The following is a 26,944-nucleotide window of genomic DNA, read 5'->3' as shown; positions in this document are numbered from 1 at the left end:
GTGCTGGAGCGACGACCTAGGGAGACGGCGGATGGGCGGGAGTCTCGCGTTCGCGCCGCTGAAGGACGCGCGATTCGTGTGGTTCTTCGTGGGGAGGTTCATCTCCACGGCTGGGTCGGTGATGGCGCCGATCGCCTTGGCTTTCGCGGTGCTGGAGATGACGTCGTCCGTGACCGCGCTGGGGCAGGTGCTGGCCGCGCGGAGCATCCCTTTGGTGGTGCTTCTGCTGGTCGGCGGGGTCGTAGCGGATCGTTTCTCGAGGTCGACGGTGCTGATGCTCTCCCACGTGGCCTCGGCAGCGACCCAAGGGTTGGTGGCCTATCTGGTGATCACCGGTCAGGCCCGTTTGGAGTCGGTCATCGTCCTGGAGGCGCTCAACGGGGCGATGACGGCCTTCACGATGCCGGCCATCCAGGGGATGGTGCCACAGATCGTGGACCGGGCGGTGATGCAGCAGGCCAACGCCCTGTTGGCCTTCAGCCGGAGTGTCCTCGCGGTGATCGGCCCGGCGCTGGCCGGCCTTCTGGTGGTGACGGTAGGGGCCGGGTGGGCGCTGGCGTTCGATGCTTTGACCTGGGCGTTGGCCGCCTTCTGTATGGTTTTCGTCCGGGTCAGCGCGGCTACGGACCGGGAGAGGTCGACGATGTGGAAGGAGCTGCGCTCGGGATGGGCCGAGTTCATCTCCTTCACCTGGTTGTGGGTGATCGTCCTGGCCTGCGGCGTATTGAACGCGGTGCACGCCGGCGCGTGGGCGACCTTGGGGCCGATGGTGGCCAAGAGCGATCCCGGGATCGGAGAGCAGGGTTGGGGGATGCTGGTCTCCGCTGAGGCGGTGGGTCTGCTGGTGTGCACCCTGATCATGTTGCGGGCGCGGATCGTGCGTCCCTTGCTGGTCGGGATGGTCGGGATGGCAGCCTTGGCGCTGCCGTTGTTCGCCTTGGCCATGCACCCGTCGTTGGTCGTGGTCATGGTCTGCTGCCTGGTGGCGGGCGCCGGGGTGCAGGTGTTCATGATCACCTGGCAGACAGCCATCCACGAGAACGTCCCGGAACGGTATCTCTCCAGGGTCACTGCCTACGACAGCCTGGGATCCTTCGTGGCCTTGCCGCTGGGGCAGCTCGCGGTGGGCCCGGCGGCCGAGATCGCCGGACCTGAACCGACGCTGATCGGTTCGGGTGTCTTCTTCCTCGCGGTGGTCGCCGCGGCGCTGGGGGTACCGGCGGTCAGGACGATGCGTCGGAGTACTCCGGTGGGTGCGGACTCCCCGAAGGCCCCGGTGGTCGAACCTGCGACGATCGAACCCCAGCAGGCGGAGCCGCGCACGGGCGGGACGGCGGTGGCCAGCGCTCCCGGTGCGGAGCCCGAGCACTGGACGACGAACAGCGAGAGGCGGCGCGAGGCCCCGTAAACTGGTGGTTTCCGTTCTTTTCGCTGAAGGAGACTCGTGGCTGTCCAGGACATCCGGCTGTTCGGCGACCCCGTGCTGCGCACCCCTGCTGCACCGGTCGTCGATTTCGACAAGGAACTGCGCAAGCTCGTCGAGGACCTGACCGACACGATGCGCGACGCTCCTGGGGCCGGTCTGGCCGCACCTCAGATCGGGGTGGGCCTGCGGGTCTTCACCTGGTGGGTCGATGGTCAGCTGGGTCACCTGTGCAACCCGGTGCTCGACCTCTCCGAGGAACAACAGGAGGGGGACGAGGGATGTCTTTCCATCCCCGGTGTCTACGTGGACACTCCGCGTGCGCTGCGCGCGGTGGCCACCGGAGTGGACATGTACGGGGAGCCGGTCCGGGTGGAGGGGACGGAGCTGTTGGCGCGCTGTCTGCAGCACGAGACCGATCACTTGGACGGCATCCTGTTCGTCGACAGGTTGGACCGTGAGCAACGCCGTCTGGCGATGAAGGCGATCCGGGCTGCCGAGTGGGCCGGGACGACGCCACCGACGGTGAAGGTCAGTCCCCACCCGACCTTCGGTCGGGGGTGGTGAGGAATGCGTCTCGTTTTCGCAGGTACCCCCGAGGTCGCGGTGCCCTCGCTGTCGGCCTTGCTGGATTCTTCTCATGAGGTGGCCGCCGTGGTCACCCGTCCGGACGCGCCTGCGGGCCGGGGTCGTACGCTCCGCCCCAGTCCGGTGAAGGAACAGGCGCTCGAGGCCGGGGTGGAAGTGCTGACCCCGGTGTCGGCGCGTGATCCGGAGTTCCTTCGCCGGTTGTCTGAGCTGGCACCCGAAGCCTGCCCGGTGGTCGCCTACGGCAATCTTCTGCCTGCTCCGGTCCTGGCCGTCCCGACCCACGGATGGATCAATCTGCATTTCTCGTTGTTGCCGGCGTGGCGGGGCGCTGCGCCGGTGCAGCACGCGGTGATCGCCGGTGACGAGTTCACCGGCGCCAGTACCTTCCTGTTGGAGGAAGGCCTGGACACCGGGCCAGTGCTGGGGGCGATGACCGAACCGGTGCGTCCGCAGGACACCGCTGGGGAACTCTTGGATCGGCTGGCCTCAGCGGGCGCGTCCTTGCTGGTGGCGACGCTCGACGCGGTGGAGTCCGGAGCGGCCTCACCGGTGGTTCAGCCTGCGGACGGGGTGAGCCTCGCGCCGAAGCTGACGACCGAGGACGCCAGGGTGCGTTGGGGTATGCCGGTGGCGGCGGTGGACCGTCGCATCCGGGGTTGTACTCCTGCCCCGGGGGCATGGACCACTTTCCGGGGCGGTCGGATCAAGTTGGGCCCGGTCATCCCGGTCGACGACGACCAGGTCAGACCGGTTTCCCCCGGGGCGATGGTGGTGACCCGGCGGGATGTCTTCGTCGGGACGGCAACGACTCCGGTGCGGCTGGGGACGGTTCAACCGCAGGGCAAACGGCCTATGGCGGCAGCCGATTGGGCTCGTGGTGCGCGGGTCATGACCGACGAGATCCTGGGAGAGTGAACGTGTCGGGTACGAGGCGTGGCGGATCCGGCGAAGCCGGACGGAGCGGGTCGGGCTCGGAGCGTGGGGGAGGACGACGATCTTCGACGGAGGCTTCGGCTCCGTACCGAGGACCGCGACGTCGGTCGGTGACCCGCCCGGCGCAGCGGCATCGGGAGGTCGACCGGGCGCGTCTGGTGGCATACGAGGTGGCCCGAGCAGTCGCCGAGGGGGCCTACACCAACCTCGAGCTGCCGAAGCGTCTACGCGCCGCGCAGGTGACCGGTCGTGATGCCGCTTTTGCGACGGAGCTGGTCTACGGGAGCACCCGGATGCGGGGCTTCTACGATCTCGTGGTGGCTCGGGCGGCCGGGCGGCCGCTGTCGAAGCTGGACGATTCGGTGGTGGACGTCCTGCGTCTCGGGGCGCATCAGCTGCTGGGCATGCGGGTTCCGGTCCACGCCGCTTGTGACACCACTGTGGCCTTGGCCCGGCAGACCCATGGCACGGGGGTGTCGGGTCTGGTGAACGCGGTGATGCACCGTATCAGCGAGCAGGACCGGGAGGCGTGGCTGCGTGACGTCTCCCCCGGTGAGGGCGCCGACGCCGGGGCTCGGCTGGCCGTGGAGACCTCTCATCCGGAGTGGATCGTGCGCGCGTTGCGCTCGGCGCTGATCGGGCATGGCTCGGTGACGGCAGCGGAGGCCGACGAGGCGCTGGCTGCGCTCCTGAGTGCGGACAATGCCCCGGCGGCGGTCTCCTTGGTGGCCCGGCCGGGGTTGGCCGGGGTCGACGAGCTCGTCGCGGCGGGTGCGGAGGCGTCCACGACAGTGCGGACGGCGGCGGTGCTGACCGCAGGAGGAGATCCCGGGGCGATTCCGGCGGTGCGTGAGGGGCGGGCCGCGGTGCAGGACGAGGGGAGCCAGTTGGTGGCCCTGGCGCTGGCGGCGGCGCCGCTGTTGCCGGTGCCGCGCGAGGAGGGCGCGGCCGACGACGGCGACCCGTCGTCGGAGCAGTGGTTGGACATGTGCGCCGGTCCGGGAGGGAAAGCCGGTTTGCTGGCGGCACTGGCCGCGAGCCATCCTGCGGTCCTTTTCGCCAACGAGGTGAGTGAGCACCGGGCGCGTCTGGTACGTCAGACCGTGGCTGCCGCTGTCCAGGCCGGCACGGAGGTTTACGTGGGGGTGGGGGACGGACGGGAGATCGGCGAGCTCGAGCCTGGCGTCTACGACCGCGTGCTGGTGGACGCGCCGTGTACGGGACTGGGCGCATTGCGGCGTCGTCCCGAGGCGCGGTGGCGTCGTTCCGCGCAGGACGTGGCGGCTTTGACCGCGGTCCAGGGGCAGCTGCTCGATTCGGCGTTGGCAGCGGTCCGGGTGGGCGGTGTCGTGCTCTACGCCACCTGCAGTCCTCATCTGGCGGAGACCCGTTTCGTCGTGGCCGACGCGATGAAGCGGGCGCAGGCGAGGGGTGTCGGGGTCGAGGAGTTGGATACCGGGGCGGTGTTCGCCGAGGTGTCCGACGGACGTGTCGACCGGACGGGGGAGGGTGCGTCGGTGCAGTTGTGGCCACACCTTCACGGTACGGATGGGATGTTCGCGGCTTTGTTGCGTCGGACGTCGTGAGGGTGCGCGGCCTCCGGGTTGCCGGGCGAGGTCGGAGCCAACCGTGGAGGGGGCGCTGCGCCGCTCAGTAGGATGTCCGGGTGCAGATCTCGCCCAGCATCCTTTCCGCCGATTTCGCGAATCTCCAGTCCGAGTTGGAGGCGATCCGTGACGCTGATTGGGCCCATGTGGATGTCATGGACAACCATTTCGTGCCGAATCTGACCTTGGGCCTCCCGATCGTGGAGTCATTGCTCAAAGTGAGTCCGGTTCCGCTGGACTGCCATCTCATGATCGAGGACCCTGACCGGTGGGCGCCGGCCTATGCGGAAGCCGGGGCGGGGAGCGTCACCTTCCACGTGGAGGCGGCGCAAGACCCGGTCTCCGTGGCCAGGGCCATCCGGGCGGCCGGCGCGCGGGCGTCGATGGCTTTGAAGCCGGGAACGGCGTGGGAGCCTTACGAGGAATTGCTCCCGGAGGTCGACATGGTCTTGGTGATGACGGTGGAGCCCGGTTTCGGTGGGCAGTCCTTCATGGCCGACCAGATGCCGAAGGTGCGAGCGGTCCGGGAGTCGGTCCGTCGCCACGGGGGGCAGATCTGGGTCCAGGTCGACGGTGGGGTCTCCGCCTCGACGATCGAACAGTGCGCCGAGGCCGGCGCGGATGTCTTCGTCGCGGGCTCCGCGGTCTACGGAGCCGAGGACGTCTCCGGACGGGTGGCGGAGTTACGAGACCTGGCGGGCCGACACGCCCACCGCTGAAAGCGGAAGAACCGGTCGACTGACCTCTGGCAACTAATCTGTGCAGCAACACTTCTGATGTCTGTCCGAGTGTTGCTGGGGGGATTCCTCACGGCGCCCTCGGCACGGTTCGCCAGGGAGGAGTCGCATCTGTGAACGGATCTTCGCCTAAGGCACTCGCACATGACGAAGACGCCGAGGAGGTCGCGGGAACCCGTGTCGTGATCGAGGACGAACAGCTCGGTGAAGAGATCGTCCTCGACGAGGACGAGGCCTGGACCCGGCTGGTACGTCTGGTCGAGCGATCACCTGGCCGAGTCGTCCTTGGTATCACCGGGGCGCCGGGGGTGGGCAAGACCGTCTACGCCGATTATCTGGCGGCCTGTTGCGTCGATGCCGCAGTGGTCGGTCTGGACGGTTTCCAGTTGTCCCGCTCGGCGCTCTCCCGGATGGGACGGGCCACTCGCCGCGGTGCGCCGGACACCTTCGACGTCGAGGGATATCTGACGCTCCTACGCCGCCTGCGCAGCGAGGACGACCAGACGATCTGGGCTCCGGAGTTCCGGCGTGAGTTGGAGGACCCGGTGGCCGGATCCGTCCCGGTGCGTCCGTCGACCAAGGTGGTCATCACCGAGGGGAACTATCTGCTCCTGCCTGAGCGTCCCTGGGCCCAGGCCCGCGAGCTGTGCGACGAGGTGTGGTTCGTGGAGGTCCCTGAACGTGTCAGGATCCTCCGTCTGGTCAACCGGCATGCCCATTACGGTCTGAGCCGGGCCCAGGCCCGGGCGCGGGTCACGGTGGGCGCTGACGCGGAGAACGCGAAACTGGTGCGGGGCACCCGGAGCCGAGGAGATTTCGTGGTCCGGATGGCCCTGTCCGAGGAGGAGGCAGGATGAGCTCGTGCCCAGGGACGGGCAGGGCGGACGGGACGAGCCGGGGCGGAGTGACCTGCGTCGGGCTCACCGTCTTGGACGTGGTCCAACGGGTGCGTGGGCCGGTGCTCTGGGGGTGCAAGGCGGTGTCCTCCTCGGCCGAGGTCACCGTCGGGGGTCCCGCAGCGAATGCCGCCATCTGTGCTGCCCGGTTGTCGGGCTCGGCCACGCTGGTCACCGGGGTCGGGCGCGGCGCCGCGGCCGAGCTGGTCCGCGCCGAACTCGCGGAGTGGAATGTGCGTCTGATCGACCTGGCTCCGGTCGGTTGGCAGTTGCCGGTCGCTTCCTGTCTGGTGGGTGAAGACGGCGAACGGACCGTTGTCGCGCCGGGGGCCTTGTCGACCTCGTGGCCCTTGGACGCCCAGGCAACTCTGGCCGTGGAAACGGCAGGTGTTCTGCTCGTGGACGGCCACCATCCCGTCGCGGCGGAGGGCGCGCTCAGGTCGGTGCACTGCTCCCGGGGGAGGGGCGAGGCGTCTGCGATCACCCTGGTCGATGCCGGAAGCGTCAAATCCCACGTCCAGGGGTGGATGCCGATGTTGGACATCGTCGCCGGCTCTGCCGATTACGCGGTTGCGCTGGCGGGGTCGCCGGACGCGGCGATGGAACTGGTCTTGGCCGCGGGGGCGAAGGCTGCGGTGATGACCGACGGCCCGGGGGACATCCGTTGGACCACGTCGAGTGGAGAACGAGGACGGGTGACCCCGCCGCAGGTGACGGCAGTGGACACCCTGGGTGCGGGGGACGCCTTTCACGGAGCGCTCGCGGCCGGATTGGCTGCGGGGATGGATCTTGGGGAAGCGGTGGGCCTGGCGGCGAGGACGGCCTCTTCCCGGGTGTCCTGGCAAGGGGCTCGTTCGTGGATGTCCACGGTCCCACCTCTGCCATGAGCGGTCTTCTTCGTCGTCGAACGGTCGAATCAGGAAAAATATGATTCATTCGCAGCAGACACCTGCACGGTGGCATACTGGGGATCACGTGCTCCGGGGTCGGTGAAATTCCGAGCCGGCGGTGATAGTCCGCGACCCGTTGTCCTCGCTCGCGAGTTCACGGTGGATCCGGTGAAAGTCCGGAACCGACGGTGAAAGTCCGGATGGGAGGCGCACGTGGCCACCTGAGATGGTGGTTCGGCGGCGGTGACTACGTCGTCGTAGCCCTACGCGAGCACGTCTTCGGACGTGCTCGTCCTGTGTTCGGACCCGATGGGTCCTCGACGGGGTGCTTCGCCAGGAGCCTGCGTCGGACACCGGGGGCAGAGCGCGGAGGTCCGGCCGTGTACTGCCTTCCCCGAAGAGGGGCTCGACTACGCGTTCACCGATCCTCCGCCCGTCCCCGGAGCTCGACAGCATGGTCGAGGAGCAGGAGGGACGAGGGTGTCGAGCACCGCCGACGAGGAATTCATGCGCATCGCGCTGGCTGCAGCCGTGCTAGGTCCGGCGGCCGACCCCAATCCGCAGGTGGGGGCGGCGATCACCGATGCCTCCGGACACCTGGTGGCGGTCGGCCATCATCGCGGTTCGGGGACCCCGCACGCCGAGATCGGCGCACTCATCCAGGCCGGGACGCGGGCGCGGGGCGGCACCTTGTACGTGACTCTCGAACCGTGCCGCCACCGGGGTCGCACCGGGCCGTGTACGGAGGCTCTGATCGGTGCCGGCATCTCCCGGGTGGTCTTCGCCCAGGAAGACCCCACTGAACAGGCCGGCGGAGGTTCGCAGGTACTCGCCGAGGCCGGGATCGCCGTGGAGTCGGGGGTCCTGGCCGAGGAAGCGACAGCTTTGAACGCCTTCTGGTCGTGGGCGATGTACCTGGGGCGGCCGGTGGTCTCCTGGAAGTACGCGGCCACGCTCGACGGCCGTTCGGCGGCTGTGGACGGCACCAGCCAGTGGATCACTGGCGAAGAGGCCAGGGCCGACGTCCATGAACGTAGGTCCCAGTGCGGGGCCATCGTGGTCGGGACGGGGACCGCCTTGACGGACGACCCTCAACTGACCGTGCGGGACTCCTATGGCGCGCTGACCGGCCGACAGCCTTACCGGGTGGTCGTGGGGCATCGAGACCTGCCCGACGGCGCTCATCTGCGAGACGGCAGCGCACCGACCCTCTTCCTGCACACCCACGACCCTGCCGAGGTCCTGGCCGAACTCCACGAGCGGGAGATCCGCCATGTCTGGCTCGAGGGCGGGCCCACGTTGGCCGGGGCCTTCCTCGAGGCGGGGCTCGTCGACGAGGTGGTCGCCTATATCGCCCCGATGTTGTTGGGCGCGGGACCGTCTGCTCTGTTCGGTCCCCAGATCACCACCTTGGCCGAGGCATACCGCCTGCAACTCCAGGATGTGGCGCGTCTCGGCGACGACATCCGTCTGATTCTGAACCCTGTCGACTGAGGAGGCTGTTCATGTTCACCGGAATCGTCGAGGAGATCGGCCGAGTCACTGCGATGGAACATCGCACGGACTCGGTGGTGCTGCGGATCCGCGGGCCGCTGGTCACGACGGACGCCGTCCGTGGCGCCTCTGTCGCGGTCAACGGGGTCTGCCTGACGGTGACCGGCCACGAGGACGAGGAGTTCACCGTCGATGTGATGCAGGAGAGCCTGGACCGCAGCAGCCTCGGCACGGTCGAGGTGGGTGGCCCGGTCAACCTGGAACGGGCGATGTCGGCCCAGGGGCGGTTCGGGGGACACATCGTCCAGGGCCATGTGGACGGTACCGCCACCTGTCTGGGGCGGGAACCGGGTCAGGACTGGGAGGTGCTGACCTTCTCGCTGCCGGTCGAACTGGCCCGGTACGTGGTCCTGAAGGGGTCGATCACCGTGGACGGCGTGTCCCTGACGGTCTCCGGGCTCACCGAAGAGACCTTCGCCGTCAGCCTGATTCCTACCACCTTGCGGGACACGACCCTGGGCGAGCTCCAGGTGGGGTCTGTGGTGAACATCGAGGTCGATGTCCTCGGTAAGTACGTCGAGCGGATTCTGGGCCGAGCCCCGTCCGCGGTGGATCGCGTCGGGGGACCGGCGGCCGACGAGGGGAGCAGGCCGTGACCGGCCGTCGGGGAGATGAGCAGAGCCGGATGGTGTCACCGCAGGTGACGGCACGAGCAGGGGAATCGATACCGGGGATATCGGAGATGGGGGAGAACATGGTGGGGACCGGATTCGCGACCATCGAGGCGGCGCTGGCGGCGATGCGCGCCGGCCGGCCGGTCCTGGTCCTGGACAGCGCCGACCGGGAGAACGAGGGCGATGTCGTCCTGGCCGGGCAGACCTTGACCACTTCATGGCTGGCCTGGACGATCCGACACAGCTCGGGTTATGTCTGCGTGCCGATGACGGCCGAACGTGCCGACGAGCTCGGGCTTCCCCCCATGGTCGTCGACAACGAGGACCCGCGGGGCACGGCCTATGCGGTCAGCTGCGATGCCGCCACCGGGGTCAGTACCGGTATCAGCGCGGCGGACCGGGCCCGGACCATCCGTCTGCTGGCCGATCCGTCGTCCGGTCCTGAGCAGTTCGTCCGACCCGGACACGTCCTGCCCTTGCGGGCGCATCCCGGAGGGGTCGCGGCTCGAGCCGGTCACACCGAGGCCGGTGTCGAACTGGCCCGGGCTGCCGGGTTGTCCCCGGTAGCGGCGATCGCGGAGCTCGTCCACGACGACGGGACGATGATGCGAGCCGGTGACGTACTGCGCCTGGGAGAGGCCCATCAACTGCCGGTGATCACGATCGTCGAGTTGCAGACTTGGTTGGCTCAGGCTCAGGACGCGGACCGCCCGACGGGTGTGTCGCAGACCGTAGCCGGTGCCCTTGCACGCCGCCCCGGAGCACACCGGGTGGTTCGTCGTGGGGAGGCTCAGCTGCCCACCGCACATGGGGTCTTCCGGATGATCGGTTATGCCGACCTGGTCACGGGAGCGGAGCACCTGGCCCTGGTCAGCCCGTTGGGGTTGGGGGAACGCCCTGTGGTGCGGGTGCATTCGGAATGTCTGACCGGAGACGCACTGGGATCCTTGCGCTGCGACTGCGGGCCGCAGCTGCAGTCGGCTCTGGAGACAGTCTCGACCCAGGGCGGGGTCGTGGTCTACGTCCGCGGTCACGAGGGGCGTGGCGTGGGCCTGTTGTCGAAGGTGTCCGCCTACGAGGTCCAGGACCAGGGGGTGGACACGGTCGACGCCCAGGTGCGTCTCGGCCTGCCGGTCGACGACCGCGAGTACGGGGGCGCGGCGGCGATCCTCGCCGACCTGGGTGTCGGTCCTTTCGACCTGCTCACCAACAACCCGTCGAAGATCACGGCCCTGCAGGGATTCGGCCTCGAGATCCTCTCCCGTCGGGAGCACCACGTCGGGGTGAACCCGGCCAATGTCGCCTATCTGGCCACGAAACGTGACCGGATGGGGCATCTTCTCTCCCAGGACCAGCACATTCCTTCACCCGCCCCTCCTACGGAAGGTTGACCATGGCCGGACACGGTTCCCCGACCCTGACCCCCGACGCCGGCGCGCTGCGCGTGGCCGTCGTGGCGTCCAGCTGGCACGACGAGATCATGGACGGTCTGATAGCGGGGGCCACCCGGGCCCTGGCCGAGGCCGGTTGTCCGCAGGTCGACCTGGTACGGGTCCCGGGGACTTTCGAACTCCCGGTGGCCTGTGCCCGGCTGGCGTCCTCCTACGACGCCCTGGTCGCCTTGGGGGTCGTCATCCGCGGGGGGACCCCGCACTTCGATTACGTCTGTTCCGGCGCGACCACCGGTATCACCCAGGTGTCGGTGACGACCGGCATCCCGATCGGGTTCGGGGTGTTGACCTGCGATGATGAGGAACAGGCTCGGGCGAGGGCCGGTTTACCGGGTTCGATCGAGGACAAGGGGCGGGAGGCTGCGCAGGCAGCAGTGGCCACGGCGGCGATCTTGTCCGGGCATCCTGGACCGCCGGTGGGCCAAGGAGTTCCACGGTGATCGACATCCTGCGTGATCTCTTCGAAGCCAAGATCAGCGTCGGGGGTTATCCGCTGTACTGGAGGGAGATCATCGGTAACGGTTTCGGCTTCGTCTCGGCTGTCGGTGGCCTGCGCCGACGGGTGTGGGCCTGGCCGGCGGGGATCATCGGCAACGTCCTGCTGTTCACCGTTTTCTTCGGGACGGCGTTGAGCCTGGACGATGGCCGGTTCCCGTTGTTCGGGCAGTCGGCCCGCCAAGTGTTCTTCATCATGACCAGCGTCTACGGCTGGTGGAGATGGCGTCAGACGAGTCGAGGTCGGGCCAAGGACGCACCGGCGATCACCCCTCGGTGGGCGTCCTTCCGGGAACGCATGGTCTATCTCGCGGTGTGGGCGGTGGGCGTCGTGGTCGCCCAGGGTGTCTTCGCCGCTGTGGGCGCCGGATGGCCGGCTCCGCGTTGGTACTACTGGACCGATGCGTGGATCTTCACCGGCTCGATCGTGGCGACCTTCGCCATGGCCCGGGGGTGGAACGACTTCTGGCTCTGCTGGATCGCGGTCGACCTGGTCGGAGTGCCCTTGCTCTGGCACAGTACGTACTACCCCAGCGCGGTGCTCTACGCGGTCTACGGGGCGTTGGTGCTCTACGGGTTCTCCGTGTGGGTGCGGGCTACCAGGGCGGAATACCCCGATCAGGGAGTTGAATCCCCGCCACCGACGAGCGCAGTACGACCTGCCTGATCACGCCGGCGGCGCGGTGGCGGGCCGATTCGTCGTTCGTCCACGGCGTCTTCTGCGGTGGAGAACCGAAGGTCCGCCGTTCCCGTGACGATATGGGGACACCGTGCCCGTACCGGTCACGGTGTTGTCGCCGCACACGATCGCGGCCGGCGCGAGGAGGTCCCCGGATGGGTGCTCAGGACGATACGTACGCGGGGTGGGATGTCGAAGGAAGCGGCCTGCGGGTCGCGATCGTCGCAGCCAGATGGCACCGGGAGTACATGGAGGGGATGCTCGAGGGCGCGAAGCTGGCCCTGTCCGAACATGGTGTCCACGAACCGGACATCGTGCGGGTCCCCGGTGCCTTCGAGCTTCCGGTGGTCTGCGCCCGGCTGGTCCATCAGCCGTATGACGCTCTCGTAGCCCTGGGGATCATCCTCAAGGGCGGGACCCCTCATTTCGAATACGTGGCGCAGTCGGTCACCCAGGGGTTGTCCCGGGTGTCGACCGCGGCCGGCGTCCCGATCGGGTTCGGGGTGTTGACCTGCGAGAATGAGATGCAGGCCCGCGACCGTTCCGGAGTGCACGGTTCACGGGAGTCCAAAGGTTACGAAGCAGGCATGACGGCCCTGGCCACCGCGACCGTCCTGCGTGCGGTGGACGCCTGCCCCGACTGACCCCGGACGGGACCGGACCGGGAAGAGCGAGGCCACGGACCGGGATACGGGCCACGACACGTGATGACGGTCGCGGCCGGTAGCCTGACGCACGTGAAGAGCTTCGACGACCTCTACGCCGAGTTGGCCGAGAAGGCCCGCACCCGCCCTGCCGGTTCCGGCACCGTTGCGGAACTCGACGCCGGGGTCCATTTCATCGGCAAGAAGATCGTGGAAGAGGCCGCCGAGTCCTGGATGGCCGCCGAATTCCAGTCCGACGAGGAAACTGCCGCCGAGATCAGCCAACTGCTCTACCACGTGCAGGTCATGATGATCGCCAAAGGTCTGACCCTGGAGGACGTGTACCGACATCTGTGACCGGTGGCGCCCGACGCCATCGCGCTGCTTTGTCGAGTACAGACCTACACCAACCAGAGGAAAGACCGTGTTACGTATTGCTGTCCCCAACAAGGGGAGCCTGGCCGAGTCCGCCGCCGTCATGTTGAAGGAATGCGGGTACAAAGTCCGCCGTGACTCCAAGGAACTGGTCCTGACCGATGTCGACAACGACATCGAATTCTTCTACCTGCGGCCCCGGGACATCGCGGTCTACGTCGGCTCGGGGACCCTCGACGGCGGGATCACCGGCCGTGATCTGCTCCTGGACTCGGGGAGCGAAGCCGTGGAGACCATGTCCCTGGGTTTCGCCCGCAGCACCTTCCGATTCGCCGGCCGCCCCGGCGCGGCATCCTCGGTCGCCGAACTGGCCGGCCAACGCATCGCCACCAGCTACACCGTCCTGGTCCGGGACCATCTGGCCACCAACGGAGTGGACGCGGAGGTCGTCCGTCTCGACGGGGCCGTGGAGACCTCCATCATGTTGGGTGTCGCCGATGTGATCGCCGATGTCGTGGAGACCGGGACCACCCTGCGGAACCAAGGGCTGGAGGTCTTCGGGGAGCCCATCCTGCGCAGTGAGGCGGTGCTCATCGCCCGCCCGGACACGGCTGAATCCCCGGCGATGGGCGTCCTGCAGCGCCGCCTGCAGGGAGTCATCACCGCCCGCACCTACGTCATGGTCGACTACGACGTCCGGGTCGAACTCGTCGAACGGGCCTGCGCGGTCACCCCTGGGTTGGAATCGCCGACGGTCAGCCCGTTGCACGACAAGGGCTATGTCGCGGTCCGGGCGATGGTGCCCCGCGCCGGGGTGAACCGGGTGATGGACGAGCTGTACGCCATGGGTGCCCGCGGCATCCTCGTCACCGACATCTCGGCCTGCCGTCTATGACCTTCCCGGTGTGATCACGGACGCCGGTCACGAGTTCGTCTGTGCGTACGCGGTCACACCGACGTCAAGATGAGTAGCGTGTGCTTGTGAACAGCACCGCGCCCGAGCCAGGTGACGCTCCGCGCCCCTTCGATCCCTACGCCGTGATGCGTCCGCGCCGGGGGGCCGCGGTGGCACTCGCACTGTCGGCGATGGTGCTGGTGGCCTTCACCTATGCGGCGATCACCGTGCCGGGACGTGAAGGACAGAAAGCGGACTGGGGGATTCTCGACCGGACGATGATCTTCGTGAGTGGAGCAGCCATCGCCTGGTTCATCTGGCGATTCGCCAGTATCAGGGCGACCCCTTCACCAGAGGGGATCGTCGTACGGAATCTGCTGCTGACCAGGACGGTCGACTGGACCCAGATCGTCCGGGTCCAGTACGGCGGTGCCGCGCCCTGGGCGAGGTTGGACCTGTCCGACGCCGATACGGTCGCCGTCATGGCGATCCAGAAAGCCGACGGTGCCCATGCCCAGGCCCTGGCAGCGCGCTTGGCTGCACTGGTGGAAGTGCATTCCTCGGCCGCGGAACCGGAAGCAGGGCTCGGCCCTCGGCGAGGAGACGGGTGACGGTCACTGAGCTCGGCTCGCCGAGGCCTGGTCGTCCTGCACCTGGGGTTCCCGTCTGTCCACCAGGACGAAAGTGCTGGGCACATAGGTCACTGCCTCTTGATAGGGCAGCCCGGTGACCTCCAGCAGATCGACGACGATGGACCGCACCTGGGCGCGAATCACCTCCGAGGACAGCGAAGGGCGCTCGTCGACATAGGTGGTCATCTCGGCCAGGTCCACCAGGATGAGCCGCGAGGCCTCGGGGAGTTCCCGCTCCGAGAGACTCGCGGCCATCAGCTCGGTCGCCTCGGCGAGACCGTCGACCATGTCCAGATAGGCCTTGGAGACGACCTCTCCGGCGGAGACCGCGACATACGCTCGGCGGACCAGTACCCGAAGGTTGCGGATCGTGTGGTCGAGAGGATCGAGCAGATCTGCGATCACCTGGACCGCGGGCAACTGCCTGCGACGGAAGGGCGAGGTGCGGACCACCGCCAGCCCGGCGTCGGCGCTCTCCCTCAGCTCGTCCAGGATCTCCTCGGTGGTGCGGGCCCGTTCCAAAGCGGCGGAGGCCCGTTCCGGGTCCTGTTCCCGGAGGGCACGCACCGTGTCCCGCAGGATCGCACTGATCTCGGCCAGGGCCTCGGCGGCTTTCAACCGGGGAGTCCGCACCGGCGTGGCCGGAGTGATCGTCGCCGCCAACAGGGCGACACCACCACCGATGACGGCATCGGTCCAGCGGAGAAAAGCCTGCCCGGGCGGGGCCACCAGGATGGTGACGACGGCCGACTGGATCCCGGCGGTGGCCGTCATCCCGACTCCGGCGTCGAGCAGGGTGGCCGCCGACATGGCGGTGATGACGATCACCGCCAGCTGCCAGTAACCGGCGCCCATGAAGTGGACGAAGGCGTCACCGATGAAGACGCCCAGGGCGACCCCGACCACTACCTCGACGACCCGACGCAGCCGTTGGCCGAAGGACTGCCCCAAGACGATGAGGGCAGCTACGGCGGCGAAGATCGGCATCTCGTGGCCGAGCAGACCCTGCGCGACCGAGTAGGCGACTCCCGCGGAGATCGCGCACTGCACGATGAAGAAGGAACGGCTGTGCAACCGGGAGATCCGGGTCTGCAGGGAGGAACGCCCTCGGCGGGCTACCCGCCGAGGAATCGCCAGTCCCCAGTCGACCCAAGCGGCTTCGTACCAGCGAGAGCTGTCAGCCGTTCTGGGCATGGAGGTCCTTCCTGGAAGTGGAGTGTGCTGCTGACGTCGAGGTGGGCCCTGCAGGTCCGTCCGGGCTGTCGCCTCCGGTGTCGAGGACCAGATCGGCGTGTTCCCAGGTCTTCTCCCGGGCGAAGAGTTCTTTCTCCTGCCGCGCCCAGCGGTACCAGTACGGGCGGAAGGCGTCGCCGTCGCGTCGCAGAGCCCGCGTCCTGCGGGTCTCCTCCGGGGCATCGGTCCAGACGACGGCGGACAGGTACGGCCGACAGGAGCGCGAACCGCAGCCGACGCCTTCCACGACGATCCACGGCGCTGCCGGGAGCGGGCGGGGATCGCCGAAGGACTGCCTCGTCCAGTCGTAGACCGGGGACGAGACCGGACGACCCTGGGCGAGGGGCTCCAGGACCTGCCTCACCAGCAGGTCGACGGCCGGTGACAAACCGTCCCAGCCCGGGTAGAGGTCGTCCATGTGGACGATCGGGATGTCACAGCCTCCTTCGGAGGACAAGGCGTCGGCGAGCTCGCCGGCCAGCGTGGTCTTCCCCGCACCGGCCGGTCCGTCGAAAGCGACCACCGTGCTCCGGCCGGCCAGAGGGCCGCGGCGTTCCGCGACGGCGACGACCCGGGCCACCGTCGCGGAGACATCCATGTTCTTCGAGGAGGACTGGGTCATACCTCAGACATAGTTCATGGACATCGCGGTGCGCACCTCGTCGAGGGTGGCCGTCGCGACCTCGCGGGCACGGGCATTTCCGTCGGCGAGGACATCGCGCAGATGTCCGGGGTCGGCGGCGAGTTCGGTCCGGCGGGCCCGGATCGGGGCCAGGTGCTCGTTGACGGCCTCGGTGACGACGGCCTTGAGTCGGGCGCCACCGCCGTCGCCGATCTCCTCGGCCAGTACGGCCGGGTCCCGGTCGGACAGCAGACCTGCCATGAGCAGCAGGTTGGCGACCTCGGGGCGGTTCTCGGGGTCGTAGGTGATGTGCCGGTCGGAGTCGGTCACGGCCCGCTTCAACCGCTTGGCCGTCTCGTCGGCGGTCATGCCGAGCTCGATGGTGTTGCCCTTCGACTTGGACATCTTCGTGCCGTCGGTGCCCAGGATGTGTGCCCCTGAGGAGAGCAGCGCCTCGGGAGCGGGGAAGACCGGGCGCTTCTTGTCGGCACGGCCGAACCGCTCGTCGAACCGGCGGGCGATGACCCGGGCCTGCTCCAGGTGGGGGAGCTGGTCCTTGCCGACCGGGACGAGATTGCCCTTGCAGAAAAGGATGTCGGCGGCCTGGTGCACCGGGTAGGTCAGCAGCAGACCGGACAGGGCCCGCCCACCGGTGGCCTCCTGCTCGGCCTTCACCGTCGGGTTGCGCCGCAGCTCGGAGTCGGTCACCAACGACAGGAAGGGCAGCATCAGCTGGTTCAGCTCGGGGATCGCGCTGTGCGTGAAGATCGTGGTGCGGGTCGGGTCCAGGCCCACGGCCAGATAGTCGGTGAGCAGGGAGTAGACGCGTTCCTTCATCTCTCCGACGCCGTCCCGGTCGGTGATCACCTGGTAGTCGGCGATGACGACGAAGGTGTCCAGGCCCAGACCCTGCAAACGGACCCGGTTGCTCAGGGTGCCGATGTAATGGCCCAGGTGGAGGTTGCCGGTGGGGCGGTCGCCGGTGAGCATCCGGAAACCGCTCGGGTCCTCGGCGATCTGCTCCTCGATCTGGGCGCTACGGGCCTGGCTGCGGCGGAGACTGGCGTCGCTGACCGAGTCGGCCATGGCCTGGTCCTCCGGGGAGTCGCCGGGGCCTTCGACGACGGGGTCGGTCTGCGGCGTGGGATTACTCACGTGGTCTTCCTTCGCTGTGCTCAGGATCGCCCGCGTCCGACGTGGATCCGCCGTCGCACGGGCGACGGCGGATGGATGTGCTGCTCAGTGCCGTCGCGTGGACGGCCACCAGGAAGGCACTGGGCGAATCATAGCGATATCGTACGCTGCCGCCGATGGACACCGTCGCCGGACAAGGCACATCCGGTTCTACGCTGGTCCGGTGAGTGTGGCTACCCGTGTCATCCCCTGCCTCGACGTCGACGCCGGCCGCGTGGTCAAAGGGGTGAACTTCCAGGACCTGCGTGACGCCGGCGACCCGGTGGAACTGGCGGCAGCCTACGAGGCCCAGGGCGCGGACGAGCTGACCTTCCTGGACGTCACCGCCAGCAGTGGTGACCGGGCGACCACCCTGGAGATCGTGGGACGCACCGCCGAACAGGTCTTCATCCCGCTGACCGTCGGTGGCGGCGTCCGCACCGTCGACGACGTCGACCGTCTTCTCCGTGCCGGTGCGGACAAGGTCGGGGTGAACACCGCGGCGATCGCCCGCCCCGAACTGATCGGGGAGATCGCCGACCGCTTCGGCTCCCAGGTGCTGGTGCTCTCCGCCGACGTCCGCCGCTGGACGGACCGCGGCGACGGGCTCTCCACGGACGGGCACCCCCGGCCCGGTTCGGGTTTCGAGGTGACCACTCACGGTGGTCGACGGGGCACCGGGCTGGACGCCCTCAACTGGTGCGTTCGCGCCGCGGAGCTGGGCGCAGGGGAGATCCTGTTGAACTCCATGGACGCCGACGGCACCCGTGACGGCTTCGACCTCGAGCTGATCCGATCAGTCCGTCCTCGGCTCACCGTGCCGCTCATCGCGAGCGGGGGAGCTGGGGTGACCGGGCATTTCGCACCGGCGGTCCGCGCCGGAGCCGACGCGGTCCTCGCCGCCAGCGTCTTCCATTTCGGCGCGATGACGATCGGGGACGTCAAGGACGCCCTCAGAGCGGACGGACACCTCGTGCGCTGAAGGCCCATCTGGTGACCTGGCGCGTTGGTGACCAGTGTGCCTGCAGCAGAATTACCATGTGCGAATGACCGATTCCTCGGCTTTGGCCGTATCGGCGCGGAATCTGCCCGTGCCTGCGCCTCGCGGCTGTGCGGAACCGTGACCCGGCGGGTGGCGCAGACCTTCGCCGCACGAGGGGTCGTCGTGGTCGGAGTGGGAGCCGACGGATGGACCGGGTTGGGAGAGGAAGCACGTCAAGCCTTGCGTTCGGCAGGGGCGATCGTCGGGAGCCCCCGACTGCTGGAACACCTGCCGACCTGGCTGGGCGCGGAACGTGTCGAATGGCGCAGCCCGCTACGCAGCGACATCCGCTCTCTCGTGGAGGAGCACGCCGACCGAGGGCTGGTCGTCCTCGCCTCCGGTGACCCTCTCGTCCACGGAATCGGACGTACCCTCGTCGCGGAGCTGGGCATCACCCGTCTCCTCTTCCTCCCCACCCTCTCCTCGGTGGCCCTGGCCTGCGCCCGACTGGGCTGGCCGTCGGAGGACGTCGACGTGGTCAACGCCGTCGGCGGCGGCCTGGCCGGACTGCCTGAGACCTTCCTGCCCGGCGCTCGGTTCGTCGTGCTCTCCGCCGGACGTGACACGCCTTCCACGGTGGCCTCGATGCTGGTGGATGCAGGTTTTGGCGACAGTTTCCTTACCGTCCTGGGTGACCTGGGGTCCTCGAAGGAAAAACGGTGGGAAGGGTCTGCTGCCACCTGGACGGCCGAGATCGACGCCGGGATGAATGTGGTCGCCGTCGACTGCCGCGCTACGGATGTCCGTGCCGACGACGGCGGCTCCCGTCCGTCGGCCGCGGACGGGACGCTCGGCGGCCGTTTCCCGCTACCAGGATGGGAAAGCGGCGAGGGCGACCTCTCCGCGCGGACCGCGCTCGCGCTGATCATGTCGACGCTCCATCCCGGACCGGGTGAATGTCTGTGGGAGGTCGGCGGGCCCGGGGTCTGCGCGACCGAGTGGACCGGGATGGGACGAGGACGCCGAGCTGTCGTGCTGGACCGGCTGCCGGATCCGGCCGCGAAGATGTCACGGCCGTTGCCGGATGCTGTGGTGGCGGTCGGCGCAGGACTGGCCCCGCGCAGTGTCGAGGCCTCCTGGCGCGCCCTGCGTCCGGGGGGAAGGGTCGTCGGTGCCGGGACGACCGTGGATGAAATGGCGCTGCTGGCCCGGTACCACCGGGCCATGGGAGGAGAACTGACCAGGTGGGATTGCGTTCGTGGGATTTCCTCGGCGGATCGGGGGCGGACCCGTTGGTCCGGTGGCGGCCAGATGGTCCTGTGGTACCTGTCGAAACCGCTCGCAGAGCAGGCGGAGCGGTGATGAAGGTGACCGGTCGGGTGGACGCCCTTCAACGGCGCCGTCCTGTGTTGGGGCTCCCGCTCGCCGTGGTCTACAAGTACATCGATGATCAGGGTGCCTATCTCGCGGCATTGATCACCTACTACGGTTTCATCTCGATCTTCCCGTTGCTGCTCCTGCTCTCCTCGGTCCTGGGTTACGCCTTGGAGAACAATCCCGAGTGGCAGGCACGGATCATGGAGTCGGCCTTCCGCCAGGTTCCGGTCATCGGGGACCAGGTGGAGCGGGCCCAGTTGCAGGGAAACACCACGGCGGTCGTCGTCGGCGCACTGGGTGCACTCTTCGGTGCCTTGGGGGTTGCCCAGGCCATGCAGAACGCCTTGAACGCGGCCTGGTACGTCCCCCGCGATTCCCGGCCGAATCCGGTGGTGGCTCGCGCCCGCAGCACGGCGTTGTTGTTGGTGGTCGCACTCTTCCTGGTGGCGACGACGGTGCTCTCCCAGGCGGATGCGGCGCTGGTGGCCATGGGGGTCAGCGACCGTGCGGTCGGCGTCTGGGGGAAGGTGGTCTCGGGGATGATCACCGGCCTGCTCTTCCTGGTGATCTCCCGGTACGGCACGAGCTACCCAGTCACGGTCAAGGAAGCCCTGCCGGGGAGCGCGCTGGGGGTCCTGGCCTGGCAGGGTTTACAGAACGCCGGTACGGAGTTCATCCGTAGTTTCGTGGCCGGGGCGACTGCCACCAACGGGGTGTTCGCCGTCGTGTTGGGCCTTCTGGCGTGGATCTATCTGGCCTCGGTGGCTTTCGTGCTCTGCGCGGAGCTCAACGTGGTCCTGGCCCTGGGGCTCTATCCGCGGGCGCTGCTCACCCCGTTGACCGATGACGTCGATCTGACGGAGGCGGATGTCGCCGCCTATGCGGGTATCGCCAGGGCTCAACGGTTGAAGGGTTTCCAGACGGTGCAGGTGACCTTCGAGCACGACGGGCAGTACCGGAGCGCCCGTCTGCATCGGGAGGAGCGTCAACGGTTGGCCGAGATGGCGCAGGAGGAGACCTGCCGTCGGGCGGCCCAGGCCCGACTGGACCGGGAGATCCGTCGCACTGCTGGGAGGCGCCGTCGTCGGGTGAAGGATACGGACTAGGTTGGTGGACATGAGTGAACGGTGGACATGGACCTGCGCGGACGGAGCCGGTGACCCCGTGGAGGTCGTCGGGATGACGGCGGCCTTCTCCTCCCGGGAGGAGGCTGAGTCTGCGTTGAGCAGCGGTTGGGAAGAGCTCTCCGACGAGGGAGCGGAGACGGTCTCCCTGTGGTGCGACGGCGAGCTGGTGTACGGTCCGATGTCCCTCCAGGAGGGGTGACCGGTTCCCGGACAGGGCGCGGCCCCCGGATCGGATGGATACCGGGGGCCGTCCAGCAGGTGCTCGGAAGATTCGGGTCAGTCGACGGAGGCTCCGCGTTCGACGCGGGGCAGGGGGAGCCGGGCCCGACGCATCGAGAGGGTACGACTCATCGTGTAGAAGAAGGTGCCGCCTGCGGCTTTGTTGCCGAATTTGGCCAGGTGGCGCCGTTTGATGCTGAACCACAGGATCACGGTGTCCAGCATGAAGACGGCGAAGGCGCCGTAGACGACCGAGTAACCGATGCGGACGAGCAGACTGGTCGGGGGGAAGAAGAGCAGCGGCAGACCGATGAGGACGATCGGCATGAGGAATTCGCCGATATTCCACCGGGAGTCGATGACATCACGGATCCAGGCCCGTTCCGGTCCGCGGTCCCGGGGCATCAGCGCCCATTCTTCACCGCGACGCATGGCCTCCTGGCGCTTCAGTCGCTGTTCACGCTCGGCCTGTTTGGCGGCAGAGGCCGCGGCTTTCCGGTCGGCGGGGACCAACGGTTGTTTCCGTGCGGCCTCGGCTTGCTTGCGCTTGGGCGTGGGGCGGTTCTTGGCGCCAGCCCGTTCCACAGCAGCCTGCTCCGGGAGCGTCTCCTGCAGTGAATGATCCTTCTTACGTCCGAACACGAGGGCAACTCTAGGGCACCTTCCCGGCAGGTTGGAGAGCTGTGTCCGGAGATGGACAGCTGTGCGGGGGGAGTCTTCGGGCTTTGCTGTCAGCGGGAGCCTCAGAACGTAGGCTCAGGACATGAGTGACGAGCTGAGAAAGTCTGTGCGAGAAAGTGATCTGCCCGCAGGACGGCGGGATGAGTTGGCTGCTCGGGTGGCATCGGCGATGCCGGGTGTCCGCGCAGATCTGGAGTCCTTGGTCCGGATCCCCAGCGTCTCCCTGTCCAGCTTCGACGCCGGGCAGGTGTCCCGGAGTGCGAAACGGGTCGCCGAGCTCTTCCGCGCGGAGGGGCTCGAGGTGGAGGTCGTCCGGATCGGCGAGGGACACCCTGCTGTCCTGGCGCATAAGCCCGGCCCTGAAGGAGCTCCTCGGGTCCTGCTCTACGCACACCACGATGTGCAGCCGCCCGGCGAAGACTCCGAGTGGATCAGTCCCGCCTTCGAACCGGTCGAACGTGACGGACGCCTCTACGCCCGCGGCGCGGCCGACGACAAGGCCGGCGTGATGGCACACGTGGCGGCGCTGCGGGCCCTGGGCGACGAGACGGCCGTCGACGTGCGGGTGATCGTCGAAGGTGAGGAGGAGGTCGGTTCGGAGAGTCTGCCGGGGATCCTGTCGACCTACGCGGACCGGCTCGACTGCGACGCGATCGTGCTGGCCGATTCGTCCAACTGGGCGGTGGGTGCGCCCGCGCTCACCACGACCTTGCGAGGCAATGTGCGGGTGGTGGTGACGGTGACCGCCTTGGAGCACGGGGTGCACTCGGGGATGTTCGGTGGGGCTGCACCCGATGCGTTGACCGCGCTGTGTCGACTGCTGGCGACCCTGCACGACGATGACGGGACCGTGGCCGTCGCCGGACTGCGCAGCGATTCTGCCAGTGACCTGGACTATCCGCAGGACCAGTTCCGGAAGGACAGCGGGATGCCCGCGGACGCGCCTCTGATCGGGTCGGGCAGTGTCGTCTCTCGGATCTGGTCGCAGCCTGCGGTCACGGTCATCGGGATCGACGCGCCCAGTGTGGACACCGCCGCCAATCTCCTGCTCCCGCAGGCTCGGGCGAAGGTCTCGGTCCGGTTGGCGCCCTCCCAGGACTGGGAGTCGGCCTGGGAGGCGGTCCGTGAGCATCTCCAGACCCGCGCCCCCTGGGGCACTCGCGTCGACATCGAGCTGGAGGATCACGGCAACGGGTTCGTGGCACCGACCTCCGGTCCTTTTGTGGATGCGGCCCGGGCGGCCTTCGAGGACTCCTGGGGTGTGTCGCCGGTCGATACCGGTATCGGCGGGTCGATTCCCTTCATCGCTGAATTCGCCGAGCAGTTCCCGCATGCGGCGATCCTGGTCACCGGGGTCGAGGACCCGGACACTCGGGCTCACGGCGCCAACGAGAGCCTGCACCTGGAGGAGTTCGAAAAGGTCTGCCTGGCCGAGACGATCCTGCTCGAGAGGATCGGGCGTCTGCCCCGCGACTGAACGTTCCACCGCATGCTGGTCGTGGATGACCGGCGGTGCGACCATGTGAGGATGCGAGTGTTGATCTGCCCGCAACGTTTCGGGGGCACGTTGACGGCGGTGCAGGCCGCCGAGGCGATAGCGGCCGGCTGGCGTTCCCGTGCCCCCGGGGACGAGCTGACCTTGGCTCCGATCAGCGGCGGCGGCGCCGACTTCCTCGAGGTGCTGTCCAAGTCAGCCGAGGGTGGTATCACCGTCGCGGCGACGGTCAACGACCCGCTGGGTCGAGAGGTGCCCGGGATGGTCCTCCTGGTGGAGGACGGCTCAGGACTCACCGCCTATGTCGAGGCCACTCAGGCCGCGGGCCTGCATCTGCTCTCCGCGTCGGAGCGCCGCCCCGGGGTGACCAGCAGTCGGGGGGTCGGGGAACTGATCGGGGTGGCTCTGGAGGAGAAGGCCGACCGGGTCGTGGTGGCGGTCGGTGATCTCGCCACGAACGACGGAGGCGCAGGCATGTTGGGCGCCTTGGGTGCAGGCCCACCCGAGGAGCTCTGCCGGGGCGGTGCCGCACTGGCCGAAGCGGACCGGGACGCACTGTCCGGTTTGGGCGCCTTGCGGGAAAGACTCTCCGGTGTGGAACTGGTCCTGGTGACCCAGGAGGAACTTCCTCTGCTGGGTTTGCAGGGAACCTCTGCGGCGACAGCTGGGGCTCGGGGCGCCGACCCCCAGGAGGCCCAGATCCTGGAGCACGCCTTGAGCCGGTTCCGGCATCTGGCCGATACGGTCTGCCCCCCGCCGGTCGACCTGTTGAGTGGGACACCGCGTCGGCTGGACCGGGCGGCCGGAGCAGGAGCCGGTGGAGGCCTGGGTTACGGGCTGTTGCTGCTGGGGGCACGCCGGTGCAGCGCCGCAGGTTGGTGTTTCGAGGCGTGGGGTCTCCCCTCGTTGCTGGCCTGTACTGATCTGGTGGTGACGGGGGAGGGCTGTCTGGACTGGCGGTCGGCCGGTCAAGGTGTGGTGGCCGAGGTCGCGGAGGCGGCAGGGCGGCGCGGGCTGCCGGTGGTGGCGGTCGCCGGGACGGTCGAGGTGGGTCGGCGGGACACGATGTCGATGGGGTTGTCGGCGACCTATGCGGTGGCCGAGCGTCCGGCCGAGGTCGTGGCCGCGCTGGCGGACCCGGCAGGTGCTTTGAGTGCTCGGGTGGCCAGGGTGGCGGCCACCTGGTCTCCGGGGTGACGCCGGGCCGGAGCCGGGTCCGACGACGGTGGGCGCAGGTGAGGTCGACCTTCGACGCTCGCGTAGCATTCGTACAATGCGGGCGGAACAAATGCGGTCCTCAGCCGCGTTGATGCCCCACGAAGGACTTCTCGACCAGCGGAGGACGACGTCATGACCACCCAGAACGAGACTCAGGCGCACGGTGTGATCCTGACCGATGTCGCAGCGACCAAGGTGAAGAGCCTGCTCGAGCAGGAGGGTCGCGACGACCTCCGCCTGCGCATCGGCGTGCAGCCCGGCGGCTGCTCCGGCTTGATCTACCAGTTGTACTTCGACGAGCGCAGCCTGGACGGTGACCTGGTGCGCGACTTCGACGGTGTCGAGGTCGTCGTCGATCGGATGAGCGCTCCGTACCTGGACGGCGCCACCATCGACTTCGCCGACACGATCGAGAAGCAGGGCTTCACGATCGACAACCCCAATGCGCAGGGTTCCTGCGCATGCGGAGACTCCTTCAGCTGAGTCCTCGCAGCACGACCTACGGCGGCCGCCGCTTTCCTTGACGGGAAGCGGCGGCCGTTCTTGTGGGGTGTGTTCAGGACGATGCGCGGCGCAGGGGTCGCCACAGGCGGCCGGCGAGAGCGAGCACGACGAGGAAGATGCCCAGGCTGATGAGGGCGAACGTGCCGCTGGTGGTCAGTCCGCCGCTGAAGCTGGTGGCGGTGTGCTGCGCGCGGTATTCGATCCCGGGGAGGAAGGAAACCCGCCCCACGACCTCGTGTTCGACGCCGGTCGCGATGACCGCGTCCATCCAGGTGAAGGCGGTGTAGAAGACGACGGTCCAGTAGATGGCGACCGCGAGGGCGGCGGCGGACAGTCCTTGGCTCCAGGCGGGGCGACGCGGATCACGGATGGCGTGCGCCGACTCGCGAGCGAGCTGCTCGGGAGAGCCGATGCCGTGGATGGCCTCGCGGGCTCCGCCGTGCGTGGCGGCCTCGCGCAGGTTGCCCCGCAGCTCGCGGCGCAACCCGCGGCGCTGCTTGCCGCTGACCCCGTAGAGGTCGAGGGCGAAGTCGTAGCGCTGCACGGCGTTCTCGATGCGGACACGGTCGATGACGGACATGTCAGGCCTCCTGGGTCTGCAAGGGGGAGGGGGTCGTGGGGGAGGCCTGCACGGCGGCAACGGCGGCGACCAGGTCGGACCAGGCGGCCTCGGCCCGGGCGAGCTCGGCGCGGCCGCCGTCGGTGATCCGGTAGTACTTCCGGGCCGGGCCGGAGGTGGACTTGAGCAGGTAGGACTCGAGATGCCCCGCCGCTTCGAGTCGGGTGAGCGCGGGGTAGACCGTTCCTTCCACGAGGTCGGGGAATCCGGCCCCCTGTAGGCGGGTGACGACGCCGTATCCATATCCGTCCTCGTGCAGGAGCAGGCGGAGCAGGAGCAGCGAGAGGACGCCCTTGAGCATTTGGGGGTCGTGACTCGGCATGTGGCTAGATTAACTCCAGTACTTTGCTATATCTAGTAGTTGAGGAGTCGGGGACGACACACGGTGGCTTAGGGTGATGCCGTGCCCCCCGTCGAACCGCCGCCCACCCCCTGGGACCTGGCCTCCGCCCGGCCGACCCCCGGAGACGACCTGGTCGCCGTGGGCGCCGACCTCGAAGCCGGAACCATCCTGCAGGCCTACCGGAACGGGCTCTTCCCGATGGGACTCGGAGACGACGGAGAAGAACCCATGGGGTGGTGGAGCCCCGATCCACGCGGCGTCCTCGAACCCTCGGCGCTGAAGGTCTCCCGGTCCTTGAGCCGTTCGCTCAGGAAATTCGACCTCACCTGGGACGCAGCCTTCGACCGGGTCGTCGAAGAATGCGCAGACCCGACCCGACCCGGATTCTGGATCACCCCGCAGATCCGCGCGGCCTACGGTGACCTGCACGAGCTGGGCTGGGCCCATTCGGTGGAGGTCTGGTCCCACGACGAACTCGTGGGCGGTCTCTACGGAGTCGCCGTCGGAGGGCTCTTCGCAGGCGAATCGATGTTCCACCGGGCCACCGACGCTTCCAAGGCTGCCCTCGTCGGGCTCGTCGAGGTGATCCGCGCGGACGCGGACCCCCGCCGGATCATCGATGTCCAATGGCATACCGAACACCTCGGCAGTCTCGGGGTCCAAGAGTTCTCACGGACGGACTACCTCGCCCGACTCCACCGCGCCCTCAGCGCACCGCATCTGACCCTTGCGCGAGGAAGCCGCATCACGGTGCACAACGACCGTACCGGGAGCATCCACCGCTGAGCGTGTCAGAGAGCCGCCCACCGATTTGATCGGGGCCTCGCCCGGTACCGGACGCTCAGCCGCACTTCACGACGGGTGCGCGCGCGTAACCTTCAGCTCATCGGACACGCCCGTCCACGCCCTGCGAAGCACATCCGAGGGCATCCACA

The 26,944-nt window shown here is 68.3% G+C and carries 30 protein-coding genes and 1 riboswitch; of the genes, 24 read left to right on the top strand and 6 right to left on the bottom strand.

Going from position 1 to position 26,944, the window contains the following annotated elements; genetic code table 11:
* Positions 1 to 31: 31 nt before the first annotated feature.
* The 16 genes from AUCHE_RS06205 to AUCHE_RS06130 all read left to right on the top strand — a co-directional run bounded on the left by AUCHE_RS06205 (position 32) and on the right by AUCHE_RS06130 (position 14,395).
* Positions 32 to 1,408 carry an MFS transporter gene (locus AUCHE_RS06205; RefSeq protein ID WP_006502427.1) on the top strand — a complete coding sequence of 459 codons (1,377 nt, stop codon included), beginning with the start codon at positions 32 to 34 and terminating at the stop codon, positions 1,406 to 1,408.
* 36 nt (positions 1,409 to 1,444) lie between these two features.
* Positions 1,445 to 1,990, top strand: coding sequence for a peptide deformylase (def, locus tag AUCHE_RS06200; protein WP_006502426.1), 546 nt, complete (start codon positions 1,445 to 1,447; stop codon positions 1,988 to 1,990).
* A 3-nt stretch (positions 1,991 to 1,993) separates the two neighbouring features.
* Positions 1,994 to 2,929: a methionyl-tRNA formyltransferase gene (fmt, locus tag AUCHE_RS06195; protein WP_006502425.1), complete on the top strand. Its 936-nt coding sequence runs from the start codon at positions 1,994 to 1,996 to the stop codon at positions 2,927 to 2,929.
* Between the two features lie 128 nt (positions 2,930 to 3,057).
* A complete protein-coding gene (locus AUCHE_RS06190; RefSeq protein WP_006502424.1) occupies positions 3,058 to 4,533 on the top strand; it encodes an RsmB/NOP family class I SAM-dependent RNA methyltransferase in 1,476 nt (491 codons plus the stop codon).
* Between the two features lie 80 nt (positions 4,534 to 4,613).
* Positions 4,614 to 5,273 (top strand): ribulose-phosphate 3-epimerase, encoded by a 660-nt coding sequence (gene rpe, locus AUCHE_RS06185; protein ID WP_006502423.1) that lies wholly within the window; start codon positions 4,614 to 4,616, stop codon positions 5,271 to 5,273.
* Between the two features lie 131 nt (positions 5,274 to 5,404).
* A complete protein-coding gene (locus AUCHE_RS06180) occupies positions 5,405 to 6,148 on the top strand; it encodes a nucleoside/nucleotide kinase family protein (protein WP_006502422.1) in 744 nt (247 codons plus the stop codon).
* Positions 6,145 to 7,074 (top strand): PfkB family carbohydrate kinase, encoded by a 930-nt coding sequence (locus AUCHE_RS06175; RefSeq protein ID WP_081578147.1) that lies wholly within the window; start codon positions 6,145 to 6,147, stop codon positions 7,072 to 7,074. The genes AUCHE_RS06180 and AUCHE_RS06175 overlap by 4 nt, the downstream gene beginning before the upstream one ends.
* An 85-nt stretch (positions 7,075 to 7,159) precedes the next feature.
* Positions 7,160 to 7,293, top strand: a riboswitch (FMN riboswitch).
* A 264-nt stretch (positions 7,294 to 7,557) separates the two neighbouring features.
* Positions 7,558 to 8,571: a bifunctional diaminohydroxyphosphoribosylaminopyrimidine deaminase/5-amino-6-(5-phosphoribosylamino)uracil reductase RibD gene (gene ribD / locus AUCHE_RS06170; protein ID WP_006502420.1), complete on the top strand. Its 1,014-nt coding sequence runs from the start codon at positions 7,558 to 7,560 to the stop codon at positions 8,569 to 8,571.
* A gap of 11 nt (positions 8,572 to 8,582) precedes the next feature.
* Entirely contained in the window at positions 8,583 to 9,227 is a 645-nt protein-coding gene (locus tag AUCHE_RS06165) for a riboflavin synthase (protein ID WP_006502419.1), read from the top strand.
* Between the two features lie 86 nt (positions 9,228 to 9,313).
* On the top strand, positions 9,314 to 10,636 hold the full coding sequence (locus AUCHE_RS06160) for a bifunctional 3,4-dihydroxy-2-butanone-4-phosphate synthase/GTP cyclohydrolase II (protein WP_006502418.1): 1,323 nt from the start codon (positions 9,314 to 9,316) through the stop codon (positions 10,634 to 10,636).
* A gap of 2 nt (positions 10,637 to 10,638) precedes the next feature.
* Positions 10,639 to 11,136 carry a 6,7-dimethyl-8-ribityllumazine synthase gene (gene ribH / locus AUCHE_RS06155; protein ID WP_006502417.1) on the top strand — a complete coding sequence of 166 codons (498 nt, stop codon included), beginning with the start codon at positions 10,639 to 10,641 and terminating at the stop codon, positions 11,134 to 11,136.
* A complete protein-coding gene (gene pnuC / locus AUCHE_RS06150; RefSeq protein ID WP_006502416.1) occupies positions 11,133 to 11,858 on the top strand; it encodes a nicotinamide riboside transporter PnuC in 726 nt (241 codons plus the stop codon). Before ribH (AUCHE_RS06155) ends, pnuC begins: the two co-directional genes overlap by 4 nt.
* A 167-nt stretch (positions 11,859 to 12,025) precedes the next feature.
* The gene (gene ribH, locus AUCHE_RS06145; protein ID WP_006502415.1) at positions 12,026 to 12,514 is read left to right on the top strand and encodes a 6,7-dimethyl-8-ribityllumazine synthase; all 489 of its coding nucleotides are present in this window, start codon (positions 12,026 to 12,028) and stop codon (positions 12,512 to 12,514) included.
* 93 nt (positions 12,515 to 12,607) lie between these two features.
* Positions 12,608 to 12,871 (top strand): phosphoribosyl-ATP diphosphatase, encoded by a 264-nt coding sequence (locus AUCHE_RS06140; RefSeq protein WP_040321711.1) that lies wholly within the window; start codon positions 12,608 to 12,610, stop codon positions 12,869 to 12,871.
* 67 nt (positions 12,872 to 12,938) lie between these two features.
* Entirely contained in the window at positions 12,939 to 13,784 is an 846-nt protein-coding gene (hisG, locus tag AUCHE_RS06135; protein WP_006502413.1) for an ATP phosphoribosyltransferase, read from the top strand.
* Positions 13,785 to 13,870: 86 nt separating this feature from the next.
* A complete protein-coding gene (locus AUCHE_RS06130; RefSeq protein ID WP_245706814.1) occupies positions 13,871 to 14,395 on the top strand; it encodes a PH domain-containing protein in 525 nt (174 codons plus the stop codon).
* Positions 14,396 to 14,398: 3 nt separating this feature from the next.
* Here the strand turns inward: AUCHE_RS06130 and AUCHE_RS06125 are convergent, their stop codons facing one another.
* From AUCHE_RS06125 to trpS, 3 genes are read right to left on the bottom strand one after another with little or no spacing between them, the layout of a single operon-like run.
* Positions 14,399 to 15,610 (bottom strand): FUSC family protein, encoded by a 1,212-nt coding sequence (locus AUCHE_RS06125; RefSeq protein WP_006502411.1) that lies wholly within the window; start codon positions 15,608 to 15,610, stop codon positions 14,399 to 14,401.
* Positions 15,594 to 16,271 (bottom strand): uridine kinase family protein, encoded by a 678-nt coding sequence (locus tag AUCHE_RS06120; protein ID WP_006502410.1) that lies wholly within the window; start codon positions 16,269 to 16,271, stop codon positions 15,594 to 15,596. The genes AUCHE_RS06125 and AUCHE_RS06120 overlap by 17 nt, the downstream gene beginning before the upstream one ends.
* 3 nt (positions 16,272 to 16,274) lie before the next feature.
* The gene (gene trpS / locus AUCHE_RS06115) at positions 16,275 to 17,357 is read right to left on the bottom strand and encodes a tryptophan--tRNA ligase (protein WP_040321705.1); all 1,083 of its coding nucleotides are present in this window, start codon (positions 17,355 to 17,357) and stop codon (positions 16,275 to 16,277) included.
* 271 nt (positions 17,358 to 17,628) lie between these two features.
* Here trpS and hisF point away from each other — a divergent pair, with 271 nt between their 5' ends.
* The 4 genes from hisF to AUCHE_RS06095 all read left to right on the top strand — a co-directional run bounded on the left by hisF (position 17,629) and on the right by AUCHE_RS06095 (position 21,129).
* Positions 17,629 to 18,426, top strand: coding sequence for an imidazole glycerol phosphate synthase subunit HisF (gene hisF / locus AUCHE_RS06110; protein ID WP_006502408.1), 798 nt, complete (start codon positions 17,629 to 17,631; stop codon positions 18,424 to 18,426).
* Positions 18,427 to 18,564: 138 nt separating this feature from the next.
* Positions 18,565 to 19,788: a precorrin-6y C5,15-methyltransferase (decarboxylating) subunit CbiE gene (gene cbiE, locus AUCHE_RS06105; protein WP_006502407.1), complete on the top strand. Its 1,224-nt coding sequence runs from the start codon at positions 18,565 to 18,567 to the stop codon at positions 19,786 to 19,788.
* Positions 19,788 to 20,909 (top strand): YihY/virulence factor BrkB family protein, encoded by a 1,122-nt coding sequence (locus AUCHE_RS06100; protein ID WP_006502406.1) that lies wholly within the window; start codon positions 19,788 to 19,790, stop codon positions 20,907 to 20,909. The genes cbiE and AUCHE_RS06100 overlap by 1 nt, the downstream gene beginning before the upstream one ends.
* Before the next feature lie 10 nt (positions 20,910 to 20,919).
* Positions 20,920 to 21,129: a hypothetical protein gene (locus AUCHE_RS06095; protein ID WP_040321699.1), complete on the top strand. Its 210-nt coding sequence runs from the start codon at positions 20,920 to 20,922 to the stop codon at positions 21,127 to 21,129.
* A gap of 77 nt (positions 21,130 to 21,206) precedes the next feature.
* Here the strand turns inward: AUCHE_RS06095 and AUCHE_RS06090 are convergent, their stop codons facing one another.
* Positions 21,207 to 21,791, bottom strand: coding sequence for a DUF3043 domain-containing protein (locus tag AUCHE_RS06090; protein ID WP_006502404.1), 585 nt, complete (start codon positions 21,789 to 21,791; stop codon positions 21,207 to 21,209).
* Between the two features lie 121 nt (positions 21,792 to 21,912).
* On the opposite strand from AUCHE_RS06090, the gene AUCHE_RS06085 reads away from it, so the two are divergent.
* From AUCHE_RS06085 to erpA, 3 genes are all read left to right on the top strand, one after another.
* The gene (locus tag AUCHE_RS06085; protein WP_040321490.1) at positions 21,913 to 23,307 is read left to right on the top strand and encodes a dipeptidase; all 1,395 of its coding nucleotides are present in this window, start codon (positions 21,913 to 21,915) and stop codon (positions 23,305 to 23,307) included.
* A 51-nt stretch (positions 23,308 to 23,358) separates the two neighbouring features.
* The gene (locus AUCHE_RS06080) at positions 23,359 to 24,522 is read left to right on the top strand and encodes a glycerate kinase (protein WP_040321697.1); all 1,164 of its coding nucleotides are present in this window, start codon (positions 23,359 to 23,361) and stop codon (positions 24,520 to 24,522) included.
* Between the two features lie 153 nt (positions 24,523 to 24,675).
* Entirely contained in the window at positions 24,676 to 25,026 is a 351-nt protein-coding gene (erpA, locus tag AUCHE_RS06075; protein WP_006502401.1) for an iron-sulfur cluster insertion protein ErpA, read from the top strand.
* 73 nt (positions 25,027 to 25,099) lie between these two features.
* On the opposite strand, the gene AUCHE_RS06070 is transcribed toward erpA, so the two are convergent.
* Together AUCHE_RS06070 and AUCHE_RS06065 are read right to left on the bottom strand one after the other, a co-directional pair.
* Positions 25,100 to 25,627 carry a hypothetical protein gene (locus AUCHE_RS06070; protein WP_006502400.1) on the bottom strand — a complete coding sequence of 176 codons (528 nt, stop codon included), beginning with the start codon at positions 25,625 to 25,627 and terminating at the stop codon, positions 25,100 to 25,102.
* A 1-nt stretch (position 25,628) separates the two neighbouring features.
* Positions 25,629 to 25,988: a PadR family transcriptional regulator gene (locus AUCHE_RS06065; protein ID WP_006502399.1), complete on the bottom strand. Its 360-nt coding sequence runs from the start codon at positions 25,986 to 25,988 to the stop codon at positions 25,629 to 25,631.
* An 81-nt stretch (positions 25,989 to 26,069) separates the two neighbouring features.
* Between AUCHE_RS06065 and aat the strand changes: the two genes are divergently transcribed.
* Positions 26,070 to 26,795 (top strand): leucyl/phenylalanyl-tRNA--protein transferase, encoded by a 726-nt coding sequence (gene aat / locus AUCHE_RS06060; RefSeq protein ID WP_006502398.1) that lies wholly within the window; start codon positions 26,070 to 26,072, stop codon positions 26,793 to 26,795.
* The last annotated feature ends 149 nt before the right edge of the window (positions 26,796 to 26,944 follow it).

Source organism: Austwickia chelonae NBRC 105200 (assembly GCF_000298175.1).
Taxonomy (GTDB): domain Bacteria; phylum Actinomycetota; class Actinomycetes; order Actinomycetales; family Dermatophilaceae; genus Austwickia; species Austwickia chelonae.
The sequence above is the reverse complement of the archived record's forward strand: the minus strand, read 5'-3'. Positions and strand labels throughout refer to the sequence as shown.